The organism is Rodentibacter heidelbergensis, assembly GCF_002000125.1.
Classification (GTDB): Bacteria; Pseudomonadota; Gammaproteobacteria; order Enterobacterales; family Pasteurellaceae; genus Rodentibacter; species Rodentibacter heidelbergensis.
Window position 1 is genome coordinate 1 of sequence record NZ_MLHH01000011.1, and the last position, 24,141, is coordinate 24,141.

The window sequence follows — 24,141 nt, forward strand, 5'->3', positions numbered from 1 at the left end:
GTATAGCTTATTATGCATTTTCTTATATTTATGATAATAAATTATTTAGATATTTTATATTAGTGATTTTGTCTACAGCTTTTCATAAAATTGCAGTTATACTTCTTCCAGTATATTTTCTTGTTAAGAAAAATTATAGTGTGTTATTCTTATTAACTATAGTTTTTTTATCGTTGGCAATTTCATACTTTGACTTCATAGGGATTGCTATAAAGTATTTATTTGATAGGTTTCCTGATATAGGAGCAATCAGAAGAGTTTATCATTACTATTTTAATGCTCATGATCCAAATTTAAAAATATCTTTCATAGCTTATTTTCAAAGAGTTATTGTATTAGTAGTGTTACTTTTGTTTTATAAAAAGCTAGATCCTATTTGTGCAAATATATTAATATTATACATTTGTTCTTATTTTATTTTTTCAAATGTTGGTGTCATGGCGAGTAGGGTATCAGGTATGTTTTTGGTATCGTATGTAATGTTTTTCCCAAAACTAATATATAATTTTAAGATAAGAAATAATTCTATTATTGTTTTATTGTATGTTGTTATTTTCTCATTTTCTATGGTTGTAAAGGATGTTCAAAAGAGACATCCAATATATGATAGATTTACTTATTTACCATATCAGGTTTATCCTTTTTTTAATTGACTTATGGATTTCTATTATGATTAGAGTTATTTTTATTAGTAATTTAAGGATGCTTTTTTTGTTTCTATTAATAAATAGAGTATCTGATCGTGATTTATTTTTTTTATCTGATAAAAATATTAAACTCGAAAAAAATAGATTTTATACATTATCTACTCCAAAGAGTATTCTAGAGCTTGTACTAAAGAAAATAATATCTAAGTTTTCTATGCTATACATATTATATAAAAATAAGTTAAATAAGGAAGAAGTTATTTGTTATGGTGCTGATCATATTCTAGGATCCGCTTTTTTTCTAAAACGCTACAAATTCTATCTTATTGAAGATGGTACTGAAAATTATCAGCTTAAGAATTATGAAAGAAGTTGGAAAAATAAATTATGTTCATTGCCAAAATTTGGAATGCATAAAAACGTAGTTAAAATTTATTTAACTAAAAAAGAAAATGTTCCAGATTGTATTAAGGATAAAGTAGAGTTTATTAACATAAAAGAATTATGGAATAAAAAAACAGAAGATGAGAAAAATAAAATTTTTCATCTATTGAATGTAGATAAGTATAAACTGAATCAGTTGAATGGTAAGTCAACAGTATTGTTTACTCAACCTTTATCTGAAGATAATATATTAAGTGAAAGTGAAAAAATATCTTTATATAAAGATATTATCTCTAAGTATGAACCATCGAAATTAGTTATTAAGCCGCATCCTAGAGAAAAAACAGACTATTCAAAATACTTCCCTGAGATTACAGTATTTAATGAAACTTATCCTTCTGAAATATTAGATGTGCTTGGGGTAAATTTTGATAAAGCGGTAACACTTTTTTCTACTGCAGTCTTTTCTTATTCTAAAGAAAATGTTGATTTTTACGGAACTAAAATTCATCCTAAGCTATTAGCAAGATTTGGGAACATAGAGTATGAATAAAATATTACTATCAAAAATTATATTGTTATTATTTGATTTTATTATATTTAATGTTTCGTTCTTATTATCATTATGTATATTATCTTTTTTCTATAATGGGTATGAGCAATATTTGCCATCTTATGAAATATATGAAAGAATGTATATTCATGTTTTTTTAGGATTCCTTTGTATTGGATGGTTTGCGATAAGATTAAGACATTATACTTATAGAAAACCATTTTGGTTTGAATTAAAAGAAATTCTCAGAACACTTGCTATTTTTGCTATTTTTGAATTAGCAATTATCGGATTTTCTAAATTGTATTTTTCTCGTTATCTATGGTTAATAACTTGGAGTGTAACACTTTTCCTTTTTCCTTTTTCTCATGTTTTTATTAAAAAATTTCTTATTAAGATAGGGTGGTTTGTTCGAAATACTATCATAGTAGGAGCAAATAATAATGCATTTGATACTTATCTAGCCTTAAAAGATGAATCTTATCTAGGATTGGATATTTCTCATTTTATTTCAATTACTTGTATAAGTGATGATGTAAAAAAGCTTAATATTCCAATTTTCTCAGGAGAAAAAATATTTGAGGAATCTATAATTTCAAAAAATGATCAGTTTATTATTTCATTAGAAGATAATGAAGAAATAGAGAGAAATGATTGGATTCGTTATTTTTCTACAAATGGGTATAGATCGGTTTCAGTAATACCTACATTAAGAGGATTACCTTTATATAGTACTGATATGTCTTTTATGTTTAGTTATGAAATAATGTTATTACGAATGAATAATAACTTGGCTAAGTTATCTTCTCGTATTTTAAAGAGAACAATGGATATTTTGGGATCTTTAGCTATTATTATTTTTCTTTCTCCTGTTCTTATTTATCTCTATTATGCAGTTAAAAAAGATGGAGGCAACGCTATCTATGGGCACCCAAGAATCGGTCAAAATGGTAAAGTATTTAAATGTTTAAAATTTAGATCAATGGTGGTTAATTCCAAAGAAGTCTTAGAACATTTATTAGCGACAGATCCTGAAGCAAAAGCAGAATGGGATAGGGACTTCAAGCTCAAAAATGATCCACGTATTACAAGAATTGGGGCTTTCATTCGTAAAACCAGTTTGGATGAATTACCACAACTATTTAATGTGTTAAAGGGAGAAATGAGTTTAGTTGGTCCTCGCCCAATTATCAAAGATGAATTAGATCGCTACGAAGAAGATGTTGACTACTACTTGATGGCAAAACCAGGGATGACAGGTTTATGGCAAGTAAGTGGACGAAATGATGTCGACTATGAAACTCGGGTTTATTTTGATTCTTGGTATGTAAAAAATTGGTCTCTTTGGAATGATATTGCAATTTTGTTTAAAACGGTGAATGTTGTGCTGAAAAGGGATGGGGCTTACTAACGATAGATGAAAAAAATCTTAATCACAGGCGGAGCAGGCTTTATCGGCTCTGCAGTTATTCGTCATATTATTGGAAATACGCAAGATAGTGTAATCAACGTAGATAAATTGACTTATGCGGGCAATTTAGAATCACTTGATTCGGTGGAAAATAATCCACGTTATGCTTTTGAGCAAGTCGATATTTGCGATGCAAAAGCGCTTGCCCGAGTATTTGAACAACATGAGCCTGATGCAGTTATGCACTTGGCAGCAGAAAGTCATGTTGACCGTTCTATTGATGGCCCGGCTGCCTTTATCGAAACCAATATTGTCGGCACTTATACTTTGTTGGAAGCCGCTCGTGCTTATTGGAATGGTTTAAGCAATGAGAAAAAATCTGTATTTCGTTTTCTTTATGTTTCCACTGATGAGGTTTATGGTGATTTAGCAAATAAAGAAACACTATTTACTGAAAATTCTCCTTATAAACCAAGCAGCCCTTATTCTGCATCAAAAGCAGCAAGCGATCATTTAGTTAGTGCATGGTATAGAACTTACGGTTTGCCTGTTGTTATCACACATAGTTCTAATAATTACGGACCATATCAATATCCTGAAAAACTCATTCCGCTAATGATATTAAACGCCTTGGAGGGAAAGGCTCTTCCTGTGTATGGTAATGGTCTGCAAATTAGAGATTGGTTGTTTGTAGAGGATAATGTTAAGGCACTTTATAAAACTATGACGCAAGGAAAAATTGGTGAAATTTATAATGTTGGCGGACATAATGAGAAAACGAATATTGAGGTAGTTCATGCTATTTGTACTTTGTTGGAGGAATTAGCACCAAACAAACCGAAAACTGTGAACAAATACGAAGACTTAATTACTTATGTAAAAGATCGCCCGGGACACGATGTGCGTTATGCCATTGATGCTACAAAAATTGGTCGTGAATTGGGATGGAAACCACAAGAAACTTTTGAATCAGGATTAAGGAAAACACTAGAATGGTATATGCAACAATTTCAATTAGGGAAATACCACAATAGAAAATAGCTAGGTGTTTAGCTGATAAAATAAATACATTTAAGATTATCTTCCCGCATAAAAACTGGTATAGTTCGCTAACCGGTTTTTTTATTTTATAAAGGGAGGTAAAAATGGAGATTATTCTTTCTCATCGTCCGGCATCGGAGAGTTGGGGGAAAGGGGCGATACTCAGTTTTAATGGTGAAGAAGCGATTATTCACTTAAAAAATCATGAAAAAAATGACCGCACTTTGGTACAACGTGCTGCACGCAAGTTGCGAGGGCAGGGGATCAAAGAGGTGGAATTAGTCGGTGAGGAATGGAATTTAGATTTTTGTTGGGCCTTTTATCAAGGGTTTTATACGGCAAAACAGGATTATGCCATTGAGTTTCCGCATTTGGAGCATGATTTACAAGATGAATTATTAGCCCGTATTGAATGTAGTGATTTTGTTCGAGAAGTAATTAATGAACCGGCACAAACACTTACGCCAATGAAATTGGCAGAACGGGCAGCCGCTTTTATTACTGCTCAAGCAGAGCATTATTCCGAGAAAAGTGCGGTCAATTTTCAGATTATTTCTGGGAAAGCATTGGAAGCTCAAGGTTATCAAGGCATTTGGACAGTGGGCAAAGGTTCGGCGAATGTTCCTGCTATGTTGCAGTTAGATTTTAATCCGACACAAGATCCGAATGCCCCGGTGCTGGCTTGCTTGGTGGGTAAAGGCATCACTTTTGATAGTGGTGGATATAGTATTAAACCCAGTGAGGGGATGAGCACGATGCGTACGGATATGGGCGGTGCAGCGTTATTAACAGGCGCTTTAGGCTTGGCGATTGCACGTGGATTAACGCAACGAGTGAAGCTCTATTTATGCTGTGCTGAAAACTTAGTGAGTAGTAATGCTTTCAAATTAGGCGATATCATTACCTATAAAAACGGCGTGACCGCAGAGATTTTAAATACCGATGCTGAAGGGCGTTTAGTGCTGGCAGATGGGTTAATTGAAGCGGATAATCAACACCCAGAGTTGATAATTGATTGTGCCACATTAACCGGTGCGGCGAAGGTGGCGGTAGGCAATGATTACCACTCGGTACTAACGATGGATGATGAACTTGCCAAAGCGCTTTTCCAATCGGCCAAGGTTGAAAATGAAGCCTTTTGGCGTTTGCCTTTTGAGGCGTTCCATCGCTCACAAATTAGCTCTTCTTTTGCGGATATTGCCAATATTGGGACAGTGCCGGTGGGGGCGGGGGCAAGTACGGCTACCGCATTTCTTTCCTATTTTGTGAAAAATTACCAACAAAATTGGTTACACATTGATTGTTCCGCCACTTATCGTAAATCGGCCAGTGATTTATGGGCCGTGGGGGCAACAGGTATTGGCGTGCAAACATTAGCAAATTTATTATTGTCAAAATCAGAACAGTGAGGATGAATATGACAGAAAGAACACTTTCAATTATTAAACCCGATGCGGTGAAACGTCATCTTATCGGGGCGATTTTGGCTCGCTTTGAGCAAAAAGGTTTTAAAATTGCTGCCACCAAAATGGTGCATTTAACAAGAGAACAAGCTGAAGGGTTTTATGCCGAACATCAAGGCAAAGCATTTTTTGAACCATTAGTGGCGTATATGATATCAGCACCGGTGGTGGTTTCCGTATTAGAAAAAGACAATGCCATAAAAGACTACCGCACATTGATTGGTGCGACCAATCCAGAAAATGCGGCAGAAGGCACGATTCGCAAGGATTTTGCGTTAAGCCAAACTGAAAATTCTGTACATGGTTCGGATAGCGTAGAAAGTGCGAATCGAGAAATCGCTTATTTTTTTGCAGATGCGGAAATTTGTGAATATTAATTTCATTGAAAAAATAAGTGAAGTGCTTATAATAAAAGCACCTAGATGCCCGTCTAGGTGCTTTAAGGTAAATGATCTGCTATAAACCAGTAGTACTACCGACTAGTAGTAAACAGAGCAGAACAATAATACTCAATCGCAAATAGCGTTTCATATTATCTCCTTGATGAGATGAATCACAAGGTCTGCAACAAGCCCACTAGCTGCTACTGGTGGGCCTGTTAGCAGACCCACCTAGTTTAAGTTTTCACCTAAACCGCAAACATTCTACCAATCTTTCTTTTTAGATACTATATTTATTTACAGTGTCTAATTTTTAGATAAAAAAATAGCGAGTGTAAAAACTCGCTATTTCTCTTTTTGGTTTTCTTATAAACCGATTACCGCAAATAATACCCAAATGGTATAAATAGTTGCTAAACCATAGAAGATAAAGCCACCTGCCGGCACATGGATTTTAAGATCGTGCATTCCATGGTGAATTCGGTGTAAACCGCACCACATCGGGAAAATAGTGAGCACGAGAATCACCAATTTACCGATCCAAGAATAGGCAAAAGTGACTAAGTTTGCCGGATCGATTAAACCAAAGGGGAGTAATAACCCTAAAATTAAAATCACCACAGGAAAGAAAATGGCACTTACAGTCCCCCCTGCACCGAAAAGTAACCACACCGGTGGTTCGCCAGAGCGTTTTGGATTTTTATCAACCATTTTTTCTCTCCCTTAGAGATAAACTAAAATTAATGCAACCACACTGATAAGCGCAGTGACAGCCCAAAGTGCATTTCTGATGACATGATGTGGTAAACGTTCATTTTTAACAATGATGTTTATCACTTTTGGTGTCATCAAGAAATAGGTGGCGGTATGGTAAAGCGTGGCGACCAGTGTCAGAATATTTAAGATCACCACAATTGGGTTTCTTAAAAATTCAATAAAACTCAAAATACCGTGTCCTGGAATCGGATGACTGGCGAGGCAGAGTACGCCATAAAGCAGAACAATACAGAACCACACGGCAAAAATTGAGGTAGCTTCACGCAGCATATAGGCTTTGTAAAAGTCTAATTTTTGCCACCAAGTAGCCGTCATTGGGCGAATATATTTTTTGCGTTTACTTACAGTTACTGACATTTTTCCCCCTTAGCCTTTTGGTTTTAGCATCGAGATAACATAATCTTTGGCACTTTCCACTTTACCTTGGTTAATTGCAGAAGCCGGGTCCACATGTTTTGGACAGACTTCAGAACAATAACCCACGAAAGTGCAGCTCCACACCCCATTTTTACCGTTTAACAATGGCATACGTTGTGCTTTTCCGTGGTCACGGTTATCAAGATTATAACGATGTGCCATGGTAATGGCGGCAGGCCCTAAGAATTCTGGATTTAAACCAAATTGCGGGCAAGCGGCATAACATAACCCACAGTTGATACACATAGAGAAAGTACGGTATTTTTCAAGCTGTGCCGGTGTTTGTTTTGTACGGCTTTTCGCCAATTCTGCCGAAGGATGAGGTTTGCCATCTAATGGTGGTGCTTCATTACCGATAATATAAGGTTTGATCGCTTCCAAACTTTCAATAAAGTGGCTTAAATCCACCACCAAATCCCGTTCAATTGGGAAGTTGGATAATGGTTCAATACGCATATGGCCACTGTAATCACGCAAGAAAGTTTTACAAGCCAGTTTTGGTTTGTTGTTAACCATCATTCCGCAAGAACCACAGATCGCCATACGGCAAGACCAACGATAGGAAAGGGAAGGTTCAAGTTTATCTTTAATATAACCTAACGCATCAAGTAAAGAGGTTTGGTTGTCATAAGGCACTTGATAAGTGCTTAAGTGTGGTGCTTGGTCGCTTTCAGGATTGTAGCGCAAGATTTCCACATTCATTACTGGTGAATTAGCCATTTGCTTGCTCCTTAGCTTTCGCAGCCGCTTCTTGAGCTTCTGCTTCCGCACCGTAAACACGTTTTGCAGGTTGAGATTTGGTGATTTTTACCGGGCTGTATTCAATGCGTGGTGCACCATTCTCATTGTAGAAAGCAAGGGTGTGTTTTAAATAATTCACATCATCACGTTCGGTGTAATCCAAGCGTTGATGTGCCCCACGAGATTCTTTACGTTCAATCGCAGAATTTGCAATAGATTGTGCTACATCAAGGATATAACCCAATTCAACGGTGTAAAGGACATCGGTATTGAACACACTGGAATTGTCTGCAACACGAATACGTTTATAACGTTCTTTTAATTCGGCAATTTTATCTACGGCTTTTTGCATACTTGCTTGGTCACGGTAGATACCACAGCCTTCTTCCATCACTGTACCCATTTCGTCACGGATTTCAGACCAAGATTCGTTGCCTTCTTGTTTGCAAAGGGCATCTAAACGAGCAACCACATCTTTCGCTTGAGCATCGACCGCACTTTGATTTGCCGGTTGGGCTTCAACGGCACGTTGTACGGCATATTCACCAGCCACACGACCAAGAACCAAAAGCTCGGCAAGGGAGTTAGAACCTAAACGATTTGCGCCATGTAAGCCTGAAGAGGCACATTCACCCACAGCAAATAAGCCTTTAATACGGGTTTCACTGTTGAAATCCACCTCGATACCGCCCATGGTATAGTGAACAACAGGACGAACCGGAATGGGTTCATTCACCGGGTTTACCCCTTCGTATGCATTGGATAATTCGCAAATAAATGGAAGACGTTCAAGCAAATATTTTTCACCAAGGTGACGTAAGTCAAGATGAACTACATCCACACCTTTGGCGGTTTTTAACGTATTACCTTTTTTCCATTCTTGCCAGAACGCTTGAGAAACCTTATCACGAGGCCCCAATTCCATGTATTTATTTTCCGGTTTACCGATTGGAGTTTCTGGTCCTAAACCATAATCTTGAAGATAACGATAGCCGTCTTTGTTGACTAAAATACCGCCTTCACCACGGCATCCTTCCGTCATCAAAATACCGGTATTCGGTAAGCCGGTTGGATGATATTGTACAAACTCCATATCACGCAGTGGTACACCGTGACGATAGGCCATTGATAAACCATCACCGGTCACAATGCCGCCATTAGTGTTGAATTTAAAGGCACGACAACCACCGCCGGTGGCAATCACAACAGCATTGGCGTTAATTTGAACCAATGTGCCTTCCATCATATTCATGGCAACCATACCACGAGCATGCCCATCATCCACTAAAATATCTAAGACAAAATGTTCATCGAAGCGTTGAATTTGAGGGAATTGTATTGAAGTTTGGAAAAGGGTATGTAACAAGTGGAAACCGGTTTTATCGGCAGCGAACCAAGTACGCTCTATTTTCATTCCACCAAAGCGGCGGACATTCACATCACCATCGGCTTTACGGCTCCATGGACAACCCCAACGTTCTAACTGGGTCATTTCTACCGGAGAATGCTCAACGAAGTATTCCACCACATCTTGTTCGCATAGCCAGTCACCGCCGGCTACGGTATCTTGGAAGTGCTTATCATAAGAATCTTCTTCTTTGATCACCGCTGCTGCACCGCCTTCTGCCGCCACAGTATGGCTACGCATCGGGTACACTTTTGAAACTAATGCAATTTTTAAGTTAGGATTTGCTTCTGCTGCTGCAATTGCTGCCCGTAAACCGCCACCACCTGCACCAACAATCGCAATATCGACATTAACTGTTTGCACGATATCCTCCAATCAATTTAATAAAAAAGAAAACACCCAAAAGGGATTAACGCATTGTGCCACTTTTTTATCAATTAATAACCTTTTTTTCTGTGGAATTTCAGAGAAATTACTCATTTTGTGATCTACCTCAAAAAAGTTAATTTTTCTAAGGAAATCAAATGAGAAGGTTTTTTATTTGGAGAGGGCTATTCCTAAAAAACAGCAAAGTTGAGTTGATGAATTGTCTCGTTTAAAATGAGCAAACTCACCGAATTGAAAATTAAAAAACAGAGAAAAAAATGACCGCACTTTCCCTTGAATCCACTCAATGGCAACCTTCCGCCTCCATGGAGAATTTATTGGCACGAGCCAAAATCATGGCAGATATTCGCCGCTTTTTTACTGATCGGGGGTTGCTTGAGGTGGAAACGCCCGTGCTGAGTGAATTTGGGGTGACTGATCTTCATCTTTCGACCTTTAACACCGAATTTACCGCCCCTTTTGATGAATTATCAAAAACACTTTGGCTTTCCACCAGTCCTGAATACCACATGAAGCGTTTATTGGCGGCAGGCAGTGGGCCGATTTTCCAAATCAGCAAAGTTTTTCGGAACGAAGAAGCCGGTAATCGCCATAATCCGGAATTTACCATGTTGGAATGGTATCGACCGCATTTTGATATGTATCGTTTGATTAATGAAGTGGATGACTTACTTCAACAAATTCTTGATTGTAAACCGGCAGAGAGTATGAGTTATCAGTTTGCTTTTCAGGAATATGTGGGGCTTGATCCCCTTTCTGCCACGCGTAAAGAATTAGTTGAAGCGGCCCGTCAACACCACTTTATGGCAGAGGAAGATGAAGAGCGTGATACCTTGTTGCAGTTTTTATTTAGCGAGGTGGTCGAGCCTCAAATTGGACAAGATGCCCCGGTTGCGATTTATCATTTTCCTTCCTCACAGGCAGCGTTGGCACAACTAAGTATGGAAGATCAGCGAGTGGCTGAACGCTTTGAGTTTTACTACAAAGGCTTAGAGTTAGCGAACGGTTTCCATGAGTTAACCGATGCAAACGAACAACGCCGCCGCTTTGAGCAAGATAACCGTCAGCGTGAAAAACTCGGTTTGCCAACGAGAGCAATTGATGAACGTTTTCTCAGTGCCTTGCAAGCAGGTATACCCAATACATCGGGCGTGGCCTTGGGTGTTGATCGCCTGATTATGATTGCTTTAAAGGCTTCTAGCATCAAAGAGGTGATTTCTTTTTCCATTGAAAATGCCTAATTTTTCCCTAAAGTGCGGTGAGAAAATGATGTTTTTTTAACCGCACTTTGATCTAGATAAAACATCAATGATTTGCCTTTTATAAAATAGTTATCTTGATCACATTTCTTAAAAAATACCTTTGAGTTTTATTCAATAAACGCCTATTATTCGCTCCAAATTTGCCAGGTATCTTCCTGAAAAATTGAGACTATTTTTTTACTTGTTTGTTTTAAGGTATTTATTATGAAAAAAATCAAATGGAACAAATTTGATGCATCATGGATGTTAAATTTATTTGGAACAGCTGTGGGGGCAGGGGTACTTTTTCTGCCAATCAATGCGGGAATGGGTGGCTTTTGGCCGTTAGTGATCATGGCTATTTTGGTGGGGCCGATGACCTATTTTGCCCATCGGGGATTGGCCTATTTTGTCCTTTCTTCTAAAAATCCGGGAAGTGATATTACTGAAGTTGTGGAAGAGCATTTTGGTAAAACAGCCGGCAAATTAATCACTCTCCTTTATTTTTTCGCTATTTTCCCTATTTTGTTAATTTACGGTAACGGTATCACCAACACCGTGGATTCTTTCATTGTCAATCAATTAGGCATGGCATCGCCTAATCGTGCATTGCTTTCTTTTGTCTTAATTGCGATCTTAATTTCAGTGATGCTTTTTAATGAAAAAGTGATGCTGAAAATTACAGAATTGTTGGTTTATCCTCTTGTGCTTATTTTATTCGCACTATCCATTTATCTCATTCCTGAATGGAACGGGGCAATGTTGCGTGAAATGCCAACGGTAGGCGGTTTTGTTACCACGCTATGGGTAACTATTCCGGTTTTAGTGTTCTCTTTCAACCACTCTCCGGCCATTTCTTCCTTTGCTTGTTCACAATATCGTGAATATAAAGAGTTTGACCGTGCAGAACGTCACATTGAACACACTGAAAAAGGCACTTCTACCATTTTACTTTTCTTTGTGATGTTCTTCGTGTTTAGCTGTGTTTTAACCTTAACGCCGGAAGAATTACTGGCTGCAAAAGAACAGAACATCAGTATTTTGTCTTTCTTAGCCAATAAATTTGATAATCCTTACATTTCTTATTTTGGCCCATTAGTGGCATTCTTAGCGATCACCAGTTCTTTCTTCGGTCACTATCTTGGTGCTCGTGAAGGTTTGGAAGGCTTATACCTCAAAATGAAAGGGGAAGCGGTGAATCGTAAAAAATTAAATTATGCGACCGCACTTTTCTTTTTACTCACCTTATGGGGTGTGGCGATTATCAACCCAAGCATCCTCGGTTTAATTGAGTCCCTCGGTGGCCCGATTATTGCCATGATCTTATTTATTATGCCAATGTATGCTATTCGCAAAGTACCGGCAATGAAACGTTATCAAGGTCGTTTTAGTAATGTCTTTGTCACTGTAATGGGATTAATTGCTATCTCTGCTGTGGTCTATGGATTGTTATAATCTGCTGTTTTATTTCGCTTATTAGTAGGAAATTTATGATTAGCGTATTTGATATGTTTAAAGTGGGAATTGGGCCTTCCAGTTCCCACACTGTTGGCCCAATGAAAGCGGGTAAACAATTTGTTGATGATTTAATTGAACGAGGGCAATTTGAACAAACCACTGAAATTCAAGTGGATGTGTATGGCTCTCTTTCCATGACCGGGCGTGGGCATAGCACCGACATTGCGATCATTATGGGACTTGCCGGTTATCTCCCTCATGATGTGGATATTGATCTTATTCCACATTTTATCGACAACGTGAAAAAAACTGCCCAATTGTCTATTGCTCAGGGCAAAAAGACCGTGAAATTTGATTTTGACAACAACCTCATTTTTCACTGCACGTTTTTGAAATTGCACGAAAACGGGATGACGATCACCGCACTGGATGCGGCAGGTCAAGTACTTTACCGTCAAACTTATTATTCGATCGGTGGTGGCTTTATTGTGGATGAAGCTCATTTCGGACAAGAGGAAAAAAGTGCGATCAATGTGCCTTATCCGTATAAAAATGCAGAAGATATTTTAAAACATTGCAGTGAGAATGGCTTAATGTTCTCAACGGTAATGCTTGAAAATGAAATTGCCCTGCACGGAAAAGAAGCGGTGAGCGCCCATTTAGACAATGTGTGGAAAACCATGCAGGCCTGTATCGATCACGGATTGCATACCGAAGGGGTTTTACCGGGGCCTTTACGCGTACCTCGCCGTGCCGCTTCTTTATATCGTATGTTAGAAGCCAACACGAATTTATCCAACGATCCAATGCGTGTGATTGACTGGGTCAATATGTTTGCTTTGGCGGTAAACGAGGAAAATGCGGCAGGCGGTCGGGTGGTGACTGCGCCGACAAACGGCGCTTGTGGTATTATTCCGGCTGTATTGGCTTACTATGATAAATTTATTTCACCGTTAACCTCAGAAACCGTTGAACGTTATTTATTAGCGGCAGGTATGATAGGCTCGCTGTATAAAATGAATGCGTCCATTTCCGGTGCTGAAGTCGGTTGCCAAGGTGAAGTGGGGGTGGCTTGTTCAATGGCCGCCGCCGGATTAACGGAAATCCTTGGTGGAAATCCAATGCAAGTGTGCATCGCGGCGGAAATTGCCATGGAGCATAATTTAGGCTTAACCTGTGATCCGGTGGGAGGACAAGTTCAAGTGCCTTGTATTGAACGTAACGCCATCGCTTCGGTAAAAGCCATTAATGCGGCCCGTATGGCATTACGCCGTACAACAAACCCTCGGGTTTCCCTTGATAAAGTGATTGAAACCATGTACGAAACCGGCAAAGATATGAATGCCAAATACCGTGAAACCTCACAAGGCGGGCTAGCGGTGAAAATTGTTTGTTAATCATTGAAAATGGGGAGAGAAAATCTCCCCATTTTTTGACCGCACTTTTTCCCCTTCTTCTTTTCCCTTTATCTCATCTTCACATTGAAGGCAAACGGTTGCTTTGTTAGAATAGCCCGATTTTGATGCAATACACAAATAAGGAGAGCCGCATGGCGTTTAATCTTAAAAATAGACATCTGTTGAGCTTAGTGAACCATACTGAGCGTGAAATTCGATTTTTGTTAGATTTAGCGAGAGATTTAAAAAGAGCAAAATATGCCGGTACAGAACAGCCTCGCTTAATCGGAAAAAATATCGCCCTTATTTTTGAGAAAACGTCAACCCGAACCCGATGTGCTTTTGAAGTAGCGGCTTATGATCAAGGCGCACATGTCACTTATATTGATCCGGTTTCTTCTCAAATCGGTCATAAAGAATCCATGAAAGATACTGCTCGTGTATTAGGGAGAATGTATGACGCCATTGAATATCGTGGCTTTAAACAATCGGTCGTCAATGAGCTGGCACAATATGCCGGTGTACCGGTATTTAACGGTTTAACCGATGAGTTTCACCCGACCCAAATGCTCGCCGATGTCCTCACGATGATAGAAAACTGCGAGAAACCACTCAGCCAAATCAGCTATGTGTATATTGGCGATGCTCGTAATAATATGGGGAATTCGTTATTATTAATTGGGGCGAAATTGGGAATGGATGTGCGAATTTGTGCACCGAAAGCCTTATTACCGGAAGAGGGGCTGGTGAAAATGTGCCAAGAATTTGCCGCACAATCCGGTGCGAGAATTACCGTAACCGAAGAGATTGATTTGGCGGTCAAAGGGGTAGATTTTGTGCATACGGATGTATGGGTTTCTATGGGTGAACCCCTTGAAACCTGGGGAGAACGTATCGAAATGCTGATGCCTTATCAAGTAACAGCGGAGTTAATGAAACGCACGGGTAACCCAAAAGTGAAATTTATGCATTGCTTACCGGCATTCCATAATAGCGAAACCAAAGTCGGGCAAGAAATCGCAGCAAAATATCCACAATTGGCAAATGGCATTGAAGTGACGGAGGAAGTCTTTGAATCGCCGGCTAATGTGGCTTTTGAACAAGCGGAAAACAGAATGCACACCATTAAAGCCGTAATGGTAGCCAGTCTGGCATAATGCGTTATAGCATCGTTAATATGAACGGTGCTATTTTTTTATCAATGAATTGAAAGGAAAGAAAATGAGAATTGTCGTGGCACTAGGGGGAAACGCCCTATTAAAAAGAGGGGAGCCGATGACGGCTCAAAATCAGTCTGCCAATATTCGCATTGCGGCAGAACAATTGGCAAAAATTAAACAAGAAAATGAACTTGTGATTTCCCATGGCAATGGGCCACAGGTTGGATTGCTGGCATTACAACACGCGGCTTATTACGCACAAGATCCTAAAATTGAACCCTATCCGTTAGATGTATTGGTGTCACAAACTGTGGGAATGATCGGCTATATGTTGCAACAAGAATTAACCAATTTATTGCCACAAACCCCAACCATTACGGTATTAAACCAAGTGGTTGTAGATCCTAATGATCCGGCATTTGAAAAACCAAGTAAACCCATCGGACAAGTTTATACCAAAGAAGAGGCGGAAAAATTAGCGGCTGAAAAAGGTTGGACAGTGATGGCTGATGGACAATATTATCGCCGTGCAGTGCCAAGCCCTTTACCACAATCTGTGACAGGCATGGGTTCTGTGAAAGCCTTATTAGCCAATCGCAATATTGTTATTTGTGGCGGTGGTGGCGGCATACCAAGCTATTATAATGAACAAGGTGAATTACAGGGCGTTGAAGCGGTGGTGGATAAAGATTTATGCACCGCCCTCATTTCCCAAGAATTAGAGGCTGATTTATTTATCATCGCCACCGATGTTTCAGCCGCTTGCGTGAACTTCAATAAACCGGATCAAAAACAAATAGCCAAAACCAACCCACAGGCGTTAGAAAATCTTGCAGCTGAATTCGCCGCAGGCTCTATGGGGCCGAAAGTGAAAGCCGTGATCAACTTTGTCAACGCCACCGGCAAAGATGCCGTTATCGGCTCACTCAACGACATTGAACGCATTGTCAAAGGCGAAGCCGGCACAAGGGTAACCAATAGCGTTGAAGGTATTGTGTTCGGGGGCTAGATAACCACAATCTTTGTAAACGCTCTTTGAGTTATACATCAAAAAAGAAACTACGTTACTCAGTTTACAGTGGAATTAAATAGCTTAGAGATACTAGGTCGCAAACAAACCTATTCTCTCGGATTTTATATAGCAATCTATATTGATAGCTATTATAGTCTAGATGATATAGAGATAAATTTCATTGATTGCTTATTTTAACCTAGTATAATTTCTCCACTAACATAGTGACTAAACAGTATTTATTACCCAGTTTAGTTAAAAGGGGAGTTTTTATGTCAAAGAAGCTTTATTTTCTTGATTTATTTGCTGGGGCGGGAGGGTTGTCAGAAGGTTTTATTCAAGCTGGTTTTGAGCCTGTAGCTCATATAGAGTCGGATAAAGCAGCCTGCTTTACCCTTCGTACGAGAATGGCGTATCATTGGTTGAAATCTAATAATAAGGAAAATATTTATGTAGAGTACCTGAAAGGGAAAATCAGCAGAAATGATTTATATAAATTGGTTCCTGATCGAATTATGAATTCGATAGTTAATAAGGAAATTTCTGAAGAATCTCTGACAGAGCTATTTGAAGTTATTGATAACTTACTTGCAAATAATAAGTTAGATCTTATAGTTGGAGGGCCTCCCTGCCAAGCATATTCTTTAGTGGGACGAGCATGTGATATAAATAGTATGCTAGGAGATAAAAGAAACTATCTTTATATTTTCTATGTTGAGTTTCTTAAACGTTATAAACCAAAATTTTTTATATTTGAGAATGTAACAGGTCTATTATCAGCAAAAGATCAAAATGGTCGTTTATATCTTGATGAAATGTGTCAATTATTTAGAGAAATAGGATATGTGATCGAATATCGTGTGCTTAATGCTAGAGATTATGGCGTATTACAGTCAAGAAGAAGAGTTATTTTAGTTGGTAGCAGAAATAAAAAAATTGATTTTTACCCCGAACCAGTTTTGTGGAATCCGGAAGTTTCGGTTTGTGAAGTATTTAGTGATCTCCCTCCTCTTCATGCTGGAGAAGGGGACAGTAGAGGATGTAGTACATTAGACTATAAAGGAACATGGTTGTATGAATCGGGCATTAAAGATGATCGATTTCCTATAACGTGGCATACGGCACGTAATCACAATGAGAGAGATTTGGAAATTTATAGAAGAGTAGTTGAGCTTTGGATGAAAGAAAAAAAACGACTAGAATATGACGATCTTCCTGAATACTTAAAAACTCATAATAATCGAAATTCATTTGTTGATAGATTTAAAGTCGTGGCAGCAGAACTACCTGCTGCCCATACAGTATTGGCTCATTTATCAAAAGACGGTCACTATTATATTCATCCTGATATAAGACAGAATCGCTCCTTAACTCCTAGGGAGGCCGCTAGATTACAAACCTTTCCAGATGACTATTATTTTGAGGGAGTAACAGAAAAACCAAGTCGAGCAGCAGCTTTTCGGCAAATAGGTAATGCTGTTCCTGTACTATTGGCGAGAAAGATTGCTGAAAAACTTAAGGAAAAATGGATATGAGTGATAATGGAGTGTATAAAATAAGACCTGCGGGTCGCCACTTACTAACAATAGGTCGAGATCTTATACAAGACAATTATGCTGCAGTTGTGGAGCTTGTTAAAAATGCTTATGATGCAGATTCTCCCGATGTGGAAATAAGTTTCACAGCTGAAGATAATCCTAAAGGATATACTATCACGATAAAAGATCATGGCCATGGCATGTCACAGGATACAGTGATTAATAAATGGATGGTTCCGTCTACTAAGGATAAGCTTGAACGTAAAATAAGCCCGTCTGGGCGAACTATGCAAGGGCGAAAGGGGATTGGGCGTTATGCTGCCTCCGTGCTGGGAACTGACCTCTTATTAGAAACAGTTGATAATTTCGGAGAAAAAACAACTGTTTTTGTTGAGTGGGATACCTTTGAGCATTCAGAATATTTGGATGATGTTGAAATTCTGGTAGAAACTCAGCCGTCAGCGGAATGTTCAGGAACAATATTAACTATAAAAGGAAACCAGTCAAATTATGAAGAATGGAACAAGAAACAGTTTGATAAGCTCAGATTTGAGCTGAAAAAATTAATTTCTCCGACACCTACAGAAAGTATCCTCAATGAGGAATATAAAAAATTTGAAATTCGATTGGCTATATCCGGTTTTTCCGATATTTCCGATGTCAATGAATTAATTGAGCCTTATCCTATTTTTGAACTCTTTGATTATAAAATTACAGGAAAAATTACGTCTGATGGTCAGGGAAAGCTTATGTATTCTCTCCAAAAAGCAAGAAATACTATCAAAGAGGAAATCATTATAGACCTAGAACAGGAAACTGGCTGTGGTGATTTAACTTTCGATATACGTGTTTATGATCGTGAATCGGAATCAATTGATGCTTTAATTCAAAAAGGATTGAAAGATGAATTTGGTAACTATGTAAGTAAACTTCAAGCTCGCCAATTACTCAATGATTCCAATGGTATTGGTGTTTATCGTAATGGTTTCCGAATCCGCCCTCTTGGAGATCCTGCGTTTGACTGGCTCAGATTGAATGAACAGCGTGTCCAGAATCCATCACAGCGTATCGGTAGCAATCAGGTTATCGGTTATGTACTCATTCAGTCTGAGGAACAGTCTGGCTTAATTGAGAAAAGCGCCCGAGATGGTTTACGTGAGAATCAGGCTTATGAACATTTGAAGGAAATTACGAAAAAAGTTATTGGAAAATTAGAAGAACGTCGATTTAGCTACAGAAGAAGAGCAGGTTTGAGTAAACCTGCACTTAAAGTAGAAAGAGAGTTGGAAAAACTTTTTTCTATGGATAGCCTGAAAAAAGAAATACGGAAAAAACTGATTAATCAAGGCATGAAAGATCAGGCAGCTGACGAAGTCATTGCGTTAATCTCCAGAGAAGAAAAAAGCAAGGAGAAAACTGTTGCAGAAATACGTCAAGCGGTTGCAACTTATCAGGGGCAGGCTACATTAGGTAAAATTATCACGGTTGTTATGCATGAAGGTCGAAGACCTCTAAACTACTTTCGTAATGAGGTACCTCGTATTAGCAGATTTCAGAAAAAATTGCTAGAAACAGGAGATAAAAAGAATATTGATGAAATAGTTGCTATTGCCAAAGGTGTTGAATCAAATGCAGCTACGTTTTCTGATCTGTTTAAAAGATTGGACCCTTTAGCTTCAGGCAGAAGAGCTTCTCCTAACGAATTAAGAATAAAACAGGAAATTCAAAGATGTTTTGAGGTGTTTCGCCAAGATACAGAAGATAGCTTGATTCAAGTTGAAATAAGAGGTGATGATGATTTGACTTTTTTAACTTGGCAGCAGGATATCCAAGCTATTTTCACTAATCTGATTGATAACAGTGTGTTCTGGCTAAAAGAAAAATCTTCAATGAATCCTCGGAAAATTACAGTAGATATAGAATCGGAAAATAATAAACTTATCTATATTGATTTTCGTGATACCGGACCCGGAATTGAACCGGCTCTGCTTGAAGATGGAGTAATTTTTGAGCCGCAATTCAGTACAAAACCAGCGGGAACCGGTATAGGTCTAGCTATTGCCGGAGAAGCGGCTGAGCGTAATGGTCTGAAACTCACAGCATTGCAGTCAGATACTGGGGCATATTTCAGATTACAGATAAAGGATATAAATAATGAGTGATATGAAATTACTTTTAGTTGAAGATCATAAACAAGATCAAGATCTTTGCCAGGATGCAGTACGTGATTTTAATGATGATAATGATGTCAAGGTTGATCTGAAAATTTGCGGAAGTCTTATAGAAGCTGAAGAAAAGTTGAAAAGCTCAGATTTTGATGGTGCGATCATTGATATGAAACTAACTGATACTGGAGGAGCTGAAGGAAATGAGGTTATTAAGAGAATCAAAGAAAATTTTAATCGCATTCCTGTTGTGATTATGACTGGTACTCCAAATGTTGCTGAACGGAACGATTTTCCGTTAATTGGAGTATACGAAAAGGGAGGGGATGTTACATATTCTGATATCATAAAAAAATTCGGACACATCTACAGTACTGGACTAACCAAGATTATGGGCGGAAGAGGAATAATCGAAAGAAAGCTTACAACTATATTCACCCATATCTTGACTCAAAGTTTTCCTGATGGAAATGATAGTGAGAAGAAAAGTTGGATTAAATATGCAGAATCTGATCCCACTAGAACAGAAAAAGCATTATTAAGATATACTCTAAATCATCTCCTGTATCATTTAGATAATGACGTTAGTTCATGCTATCCTGAGGAAATGTATATATCTCCTCCAGTAAATGATCGAATTAATACTGGTTGTATCCTTAAGGATAAGATATCGGAGCAGTATTACATCGTAATGAATCCTGTTTGTGATCTGGCTGAACGGAGTAATGGCGGTTGTAATACAGATCGTGCTCTTTTAGTTGAAATACAGTCTATAGAAGAAATTTTACCTAAAGGAATTACTGAAAAGCAATTGAAAAATGAATTGGAAAAGATTTATAGAAATAAGAAATCATTGTATTATCATTGGCTACCTGAAACTAGCCTTTCTTCCCCTTACATCGGTGGTGTAATTAATTTTAGGAGAGTTTCTACACATACTAAAGAACAGATTAATGATTCATTTGAGAAATTAGTGATACAAGTTGCGGCTCCATTTTTAAAGGATATAGTTTCAAGATTTTCATCATACTACGCAAGACAGGGGCAGCCTGATATTGATATAGAACTTTTAAAATAAGAAGTTTCTTCCAAAATAATTTTCATTTAATCTACTAACTTGAATGTGGAAATAGAGAGAGGTATTGCTTTTATTTTAATAGTTGGATCGACAAATTCTAACAATTTCTTATTTACCGTAGGAAATGAGAATTTAGAAAAAGTAATTCAATAATTAAAATTAATGCTGATACACAAAGACAAATTATTGCTAGAGAAAGACAAAATTACTCATAGCTTGGAAGGTGATCTTGAGTTACTCGGAAAATTAAAAAATTAAAAAATTAAAAAATTAAAAAATTAAAAAATTAAAAAATTAAAAAATTAAAAAATTAAAAAATTAAAACGGGGATAAAACATCCCCGTTTTTGACCGCTCTTTTTAGAAGTTTTTCTCAATGGAAACAAAAATTTCCCCACTTTTGCGTGAATAAAATTCGGGAATATTGCTGTCAATTTTACGGTAACGATAATTCAATTTTGGAATAAATCCCTGCCATTGTAGTTTGTAATGCCAGAGAGAGGCATTGAAACTATATTCTTTATCCTGTCGTTTTTTAGTGGGGAAATAGAAATTTTCTGCCCGAAAATCACGTTTCACATAGCGTCCGCTTAAACGCATAGCAAAATCCTTGATTTGCCATATTGTGCCGATATTGATCCCTCTACGAAGTGAAGATTCCGCTTTATCTTTACTTTGATCAATGCTCCCTTCAATGCCGCCAAAGATGATCCAATTCGGCTTGGCTTGATAGCTGAATGAAAGGGTTGCTCCATTAATATAACCATTATGTCGGCGTGCCACGTTGGCTTCTGCATAGCGTTTTTGTGTATGGGAAAGTGAACCGGAAATAGACCAAAGCGTGGTCAATTCTTGGTGAAAAGTGGCAGTTACCCCAGTATTTTTACTATAACGTGGCGAACCTAACCAATTTTGCTCAAAAAAGGGCATTAATCCGAAAGATTGCAATGCGGAACGATAGCGATAACCTAGCGCCGCATATAAGGATTTTTCACTATAATCCTGATTATCCCAATAATGCACACCGTTGAAATAGCTGTTGAAAGCCACAAAATGATTACCTGCGAGATTCACTTCACGATTTAGCCCAATGCTATAACAGAAACCGTGCGCTTTTTGTGGTAACGATTCCTCGTCTTTTTTGAAACGAAGTCCGCCAAGTATAATCTCTTGTTGAGAGGAGGCGTTATTCACATTATCTGTTTGTGTGTATTGCAATTCGGTGTCTACCTGCCAGTTTTGGCGTTTTTCCATTTCTTGTAAATAACGTTGGGCTAGGCTTTTCATTGGTGGGGATAAATCAGGCATTGTTCGCTCAATTTCCGTTTTGGCTTGGCGATATTGCTTATTTTCAAATAGCATCACCCCCAAATCGAAACGTGGATAAGCCAGTGTGGGATTTTCATTCACGATCTGTTGATAAAGGGAAATGGCATCACTATATTGACGTTCAGCCCGCAACATTGCCCCTTTAGCGTAGCGGTAAAGGATGACATCATAATGGGCTTGTTCTTGATAGAGCGGTAATAATTGTTTTAATAATCCCCATTGTTGATTTACCACACCATAGTTAATCAATTTCTCCAGTTTGGTTTGCATTGAATCTTTTTCATTTAATGCGATTTGGGGCGTGGAAAGTGCGGTTGATTTTTTCGGTGTTTTTAGCTCGGGTTCTTCGGATTTTGGCACATTTGTTTCTTCAAAGAAGATAGATTTGGGCAAATGGACGGTTTCAGCCTGAGCTAGAAAGGGAACAAGCGGTAGAAAATAAGCAAATTTTTTCATAATAAATAGTAGGGACACACTGCGTGTGTCCGTTATAAAATCAAATTATTTCAATATGTTATAAGCGGACACACGCAGTGTGTCCCTACAGATCAAAAAATTAAGTTTGTGTAAACTGCGACATCGCAAAAGAATACCGTTTAAATTGCTTTAAACGGTATTTTGTTAAAGGTTAAAGATTATTATCGAATATCTCCACGAACACCTCCAAAGCCAAGCTGTGTTCCCCGGATCAAATTACCCTGTTCATCTTTCTGATTGTATTCCCTTGCCGTGCCACCATTGACACGCATTGTGTTATCTAATTGCTTATACATATAGGCGTTGCCCGCAATTTCTTCGGCATCTGGACCATAGAAGACTAAATCATATTCCCCTCTTGTACCATCCGCCATTGAGGCACTTGAGGCAACCCCATAATTCGGACCTGCCCCATGATTTGTTTTACCGATACGCCCTTCATCCAAATTGATGTCACCAATCCCACTGAAACCTGACAATTTACCTGAACCTGTTCGATTAGCAAAATCCACGTTATAGGTTAAATCACCGCTATGAATGATGGCTGCGGGGTTGGATGTAAAGGCTTTACCTTTATAGGTGGCATTTCCTTCGCTTGGTAGTGCCGTTGTTTTTTCACCAGAAAATCCGCGTTCCTCAATACGAAAATTATTAGGGGCATTCAAAGAATCAGAGAAAAATCGCATATCCCGACCATAAACAACAGAATAATTTTGCTTGTAAATTGTGGCATAACCGCCTGAAACTGTCCCTTGCCCATCTTCAGCGTAAATCACAACGTAAGGAGCAGAATTTAGACCATTTGGCAAATCATCAATCTGGGTATTAGCATATCCGCCAATTGTTGAACCGTCACCTTGTTGATTTCCAACAACTTCTTTTATCAGCTCATTAAATTCATTAATTTTTTGTTCTTGCTTAGTGGCATTAGCTAAAGCAGTTGCTAAATTGGTTTGAGCTTGCTCAAGCGTTGCTTTGGCATCATTGAGTTCTTTTTGCACCGCTTGTTTGGCTTGGTCTTCACTGGTGGCTTTAGCGGTTTCGGCTTCTAAACGTTTGGTCGCTTCTGCCACGTCCTTTTTCGCCTGTTCAAGCGTTGCTTTAGCATCACTGAGTTCTTGTTGCACCGCTTGTTTTGCTTGGGCTTCGCTGTTGGCTTTAGCGGTTTCGGCTTCTAAACGTTTGGTGGCATCTGCCACTTTTTGTTCAGCTTGAGCAAGTTGCGTTTTAGCATTATTGAGTTCTTGTTGTACCGCTTGTTTTGCTTGGGCTTCTCTGTTGGCTTTAGCGGTTTCGGCTTCTAAACGTTTGGTGGTATCTGCCACTTTTTGTTCAGCTTGAGCAAGTTGCGTTTTAGCGTTATTGAGTTCTTGTTGTACCGCTTGTTTTGCTTGGGCTTCTCTGTTGGCTTTAGCGGTTTCGGCTTCTAAACGTTTGGTGGCATCTGCCACTTTTTGTTCAGCTTGCTCAAGTTGAGATTTGATTTTATTCAATTCTATTTGTTGATTGGCTTGCTCTTGTGTGGTTTGATTATTATGAATCTCGTTATTTGGTGTTGAAGAAGTGCTATTACTATTACCACCCCCACCACCGCTTCCACATCCGGTTAGGGCCAATAAAAGTGCGGCTGCGATTGATACATTTTTTAGTTTCATTTTGGATTCCTTAAATATAATAA

The 24,141-nt window shown here is 38.4% G+C and carries 20 protein-coding genes; 14 read left to right on the forward strand and 6 right to left on the reverse strand.

The features are described from left to right. The 6 genes from BKK48_RS05500 to ndk form a co-directional block, all read left to right on the forward strand. Positions 1-653, forward strand: a 653-nt coding sequence (locus tag BKK48_RS05500; RefSeq protein ID WP_244154866.1) for an EpsG family protein, incomplete at its 5' end; no start/stop codon positions are given. Positions 654-669: 16 nt separating this feature from the next. Continuing rightward, on the forward strand, positions 670-1,584 hold the full coding sequence (locus tag BKK48_RS05505; protein WP_143538808.1) for a glycosyltransferase family 52: 915 nt from the start codon (positions 670-672) through the stop codon (positions 1,582-1,584). Beyond that, positions 1,577-2,995, forward strand: coding sequence for an undecaprenyl-phosphate galactose phosphotransferase WbaP (wbaP, locus tag BKK48_RS05510; RefSeq protein WP_077427153.1), 1,419 nt, complete (start codon positions 1,577-1,579; stop codon positions 2,993-2,995). Before BKK48_RS05505 ends, wbaP begins: the two co-directional genes overlap by 8 nt. A 6-nt stretch (positions 2,996-3,001) precedes the next feature. Next, positions 3,002-4,036: a dTDP-glucose 4,6-dehydratase gene (gene rfbB, locus BKK48_RS05515; RefSeq protein ID WP_077427154.1), complete on the forward strand. Its 1,035-nt coding sequence runs from the start codon at positions 3,002-3,004 to the stop codon at positions 4,034-4,036. A 104-nt stretch (positions 4,037-4,140) separates the two neighbouring features. Further along, complete coding sequence (pepB, locus tag BKK48_RS05520; RefSeq protein ID WP_077427155.1) at positions 4,141-5,445, forward strand: aminopeptidase PepB; 1,305 nt, start codon at positions 4,141-4,143, stop codon at positions 5,443-5,445. Between the two features lie 8 nt (positions 5,446-5,453). Further along, on the forward strand, positions 5,454-5,876 hold the full coding sequence (ndk, locus tag BKK48_RS05525; protein WP_077427156.1) for a nucleoside-diphosphate kinase: 423 nt from the start codon (positions 5,454-5,456) through the stop codon (positions 5,874-5,876). A gap of 369 nt (positions 5,877-6,245) precedes the next feature. Here the strand turns inward: ndk and frdD are convergent, their stop codons facing one another. Genes frdD through frdA form a run of 4 tightly spaced genes read right to left on the reverse strand, consistent with a single transcriptional unit; the run spans position 6,246 to position 9,585 of the window. Beyond that, the gene (gene frdD, locus BKK48_RS05530) at positions 6,246-6,590 is read right to left on the reverse strand and encodes a fumarate reductase subunit FrdD (RefSeq protein ID WP_077427157.1); all 345 of its coding nucleotides are present in this window, start codon (positions 6,588-6,590) and stop codon (positions 6,246-6,248) included. 12 nt (positions 6,591-6,602) lie between these two features. Beyond that, positions 6,603-7,013 (reverse strand): fumarate reductase subunit FrdC, encoded by a 411-nt coding sequence (gene frdC, locus BKK48_RS05535; protein ID WP_077427158.1) that lies wholly within the window; start codon positions 7,011-7,013, stop codon positions 6,603-6,605. Between the two features lie 9 nt (positions 7,014-7,022). After that, positions 7,023-7,793, reverse strand: coding sequence for a succinate dehydrogenase/fumarate reductase iron-sulfur subunit (locus BKK48_RS05540; protein ID WP_077427159.1), 771 nt, complete (start codon positions 7,791-7,793; stop codon positions 7,023-7,025). Further along, entirely contained in the window at positions 7,786-9,585 is a 1,800-nt protein-coding gene (gene frdA, locus BKK48_RS05545) for a fumarate reductase (quinol) flavoprotein subunit (protein ID WP_077427160.1), read from the reverse strand. The genes BKK48_RS05540 and frdA overlap by 8 nt, the downstream gene beginning before the upstream one ends. 281 nt (positions 9,586-9,866) lie before the next feature. Between frdA and epmA the strand changes: the two genes are divergently transcribed. From epmA to BKK48_RS05585, 8 genes are all read left to right on the forward strand, one after another. Beyond that, the gene (gene epmA / locus BKK48_RS05550) at positions 9,867-10,850 is read left to right on the forward strand and encodes an elongation factor P--(R)-beta-lysine ligase (protein WP_077427161.1); all 984 of its coding nucleotides are present in this window, start codon (positions 9,867-9,869) and stop codon (positions 10,848-10,850) included. Positions 10,851-11,075: 225 nt separating this feature from the next. Next, positions 11,076-12,305 (forward strand): HAAAP family serine/threonine permease, encoded by a 1,230-nt coding sequence (locus BKK48_RS05555; protein ID WP_077427162.1) that lies wholly within the window; start codon positions 11,076-11,078, stop codon positions 12,303-12,305. A gap of 35 nt (positions 12,306-12,340) precedes the next feature. Beyond that, entirely contained in the window at positions 12,341-13,705 is a 1,365-nt protein-coding gene (locus tag BKK48_RS05560; RefSeq protein WP_077427163.1) for an L-serine ammonia-lyase, read from the forward strand. Between the two features lie 152 nt (positions 13,706-13,857). Then, the gene (locus BKK48_RS05565; protein ID WP_077427164.1) at positions 13,858-14,862 is read left to right on the forward strand and encodes an ornithine carbamoyltransferase; all 1,005 of its coding nucleotides are present in this window, start codon (positions 13,858-13,860) and stop codon (positions 14,860-14,862) included. Positions 14,863-14,926: 64 nt separating this feature from the next. Next, the gene (arcC, locus tag BKK48_RS05570) at positions 14,927-15,874 is read left to right on the forward strand and encodes a carbamate kinase (protein WP_077427165.1); all 948 of its coding nucleotides are present in this window, start codon (positions 14,927-14,929) and stop codon (positions 15,872-15,874) included. A 275-nt stretch (positions 15,875-16,149) separates the two neighbouring features. Further along, entirely contained in the window at positions 16,150-17,412 is a 1,263-nt protein-coding gene (locus BKK48_RS05575; RefSeq protein ID WP_077427166.1) for a DNA cytosine methyltransferase, read from the forward strand. Continuing rightward, on the forward strand, positions 17,403-19,577 hold the full coding sequence (locus BKK48_RS05580; protein ID WP_244154868.1) for a sensor histidine kinase: 2,175 nt from the start codon (positions 17,403-17,405) through the stop codon (positions 19,575-19,577). Before BKK48_RS05575 ends, BKK48_RS05580 begins: the two co-directional genes overlap by 10 nt. Continuing rightward, positions 19,570-20,658: a DNA-binding transcriptional response regulator gene (locus BKK48_RS05585; RefSeq protein WP_244154870.1), complete on the forward strand. Its 1,089-nt coding sequence runs from the start codon at positions 19,570-19,572 to the stop codon at positions 20,656-20,658. The genes BKK48_RS05580 and BKK48_RS05585 overlap by 8 nt, the downstream gene beginning before the upstream one ends. A gap of 359 nt (positions 20,659-21,017) precedes the next feature. Here the strand turns inward: BKK48_RS05585 and BKK48_RS05590 are convergent, their stop codons facing one another. Beyond that, a complete protein-coding gene (locus BKK48_RS05590) occupies positions 21,018-22,442 on the reverse strand; it encodes a surface lipoprotein assembly modifier (RefSeq protein ID WP_077427168.1) in 1,425 nt (474 codons plus the stop codon). A gap of 182 nt (positions 22,443-22,624) precedes the next feature. After that, a complete protein-coding gene (locus tag BKK48_RS05595; RefSeq protein WP_077427169.1) occupies positions 22,625-24,118 on the reverse strand; it encodes a factor H binding protein domain-containing protein in 1,494 nt (497 codons plus the stop codon). Between the last annotated feature and the right edge of the window lie 23 nt (positions 24,119-24,141).

Coding starts and splice junctions, on each gene's coding strand:
- BKK48_RS05505 (WP_143538808.1), top strand. CDS start 670: ATGATTAGAGTTATTTTTATTAGTAATTTAAGGATGCTTTTTTTGTTT.
- wbaP (WP_077427153.1), top strand. CDS start 1,577: ATGAATAAAATATTACTATCAAAAATTATATTGTTATTATTTGATTTT.
- rfbB (WP_077427154.1), top strand. CDS start 3,002: ATGAAAAAAATCTTAATCACAGGCGGAGCAGGCTTTATCGGCTCTGCA.
- pepB (WP_077427155.1), top strand. CDS start 4,141: ATGGAGATTATTCTTTCTCATCGTCCGGCATCGGAGAGTTGGGGGAAA.
- ndk (WP_077427156.1), top strand. CDS start 5,454: ATGACAGAAAGAACACTTTCAATTATTAAACCCGATGCGGTGAAACGT.
- frdD (WP_077427157.1), bottom strand. CDS start 6,590: ATGGTTGATAAAAATCCAAAACGCTCTGGCGAACCACCGGTGTGGTTA.
- frdC (WP_077427158.1), bottom strand. CDS start 7,013: ATGTCAGTAACTGTAAGTAAACGCAAAAAATATATTCGCCCAATGACG.
- BKK48_RS05540 (WP_077427159.1), bottom strand. CDS start 7,793: ATGGCTAATTCACCAGTAATGAATGTGGAAATCTTGCGCTACAATCCT.
- epmA (WP_077427161.1), top strand. CDS start 9,867: ATGACCGCACTTTCCCTTGAATCCACTCAATGGCAACCTTCCGCCTCC.
- BKK48_RS05555 (WP_077427162.1), top strand. CDS start 11,076: ATGAAAAAAATCAAATGGAACAAATTTGATGCATCATGGATGTTAAAT.
- BKK48_RS05560 (WP_077427163.1), top strand. CDS start 12,341: ATGATTAGCGTATTTGATATGTTTAAAGTGGGAATTGGGCCTTCCAGT.
- BKK48_RS05565 (WP_077427164.1), top strand. CDS start 13,858: ATGGCGTTTAATCTTAAAAATAGACATCTGTTGAGCTTAGTGAACCAT.
- arcC (WP_077427165.1), top strand. CDS start 14,927: ATGAGAATTGTCGTGGCACTAGGGGGAAACGCCCTATTAAAAAGAGGG.
- BKK48_RS05575 (WP_077427166.1), top strand. CDS start 16,150: ATGTCAAAGAAGCTTTATTTTCTTGATTTATTTGCTGGGGCGGGAGGG.
- BKK48_RS05580 (WP_244154868.1), top strand. CDS start 17,403: ATGGATATGAGTGATAATGGAGTGTATAAAATAAGACCTGCGGGTCGC.
- BKK48_RS05585 (WP_244154870.1), top strand. CDS start 19,570: ATGAGTGATATGAAATTACTTTTAGTTGAAGATCATAAACAAGATCAA.
- BKK48_RS05590 (WP_077427168.1), bottom strand. CDS start 22,442: ATGAAAAAATTTGCTTATTTTCTACCGCTTGTTCCCTTTCTAGCTCAG.
- BKK48_RS05595 (WP_077427169.1), bottom strand. CDS start 24,118: ATGAAACTAAAAAATGTATCAATCGCAGCCGCACTTTTATTGGCCCTA.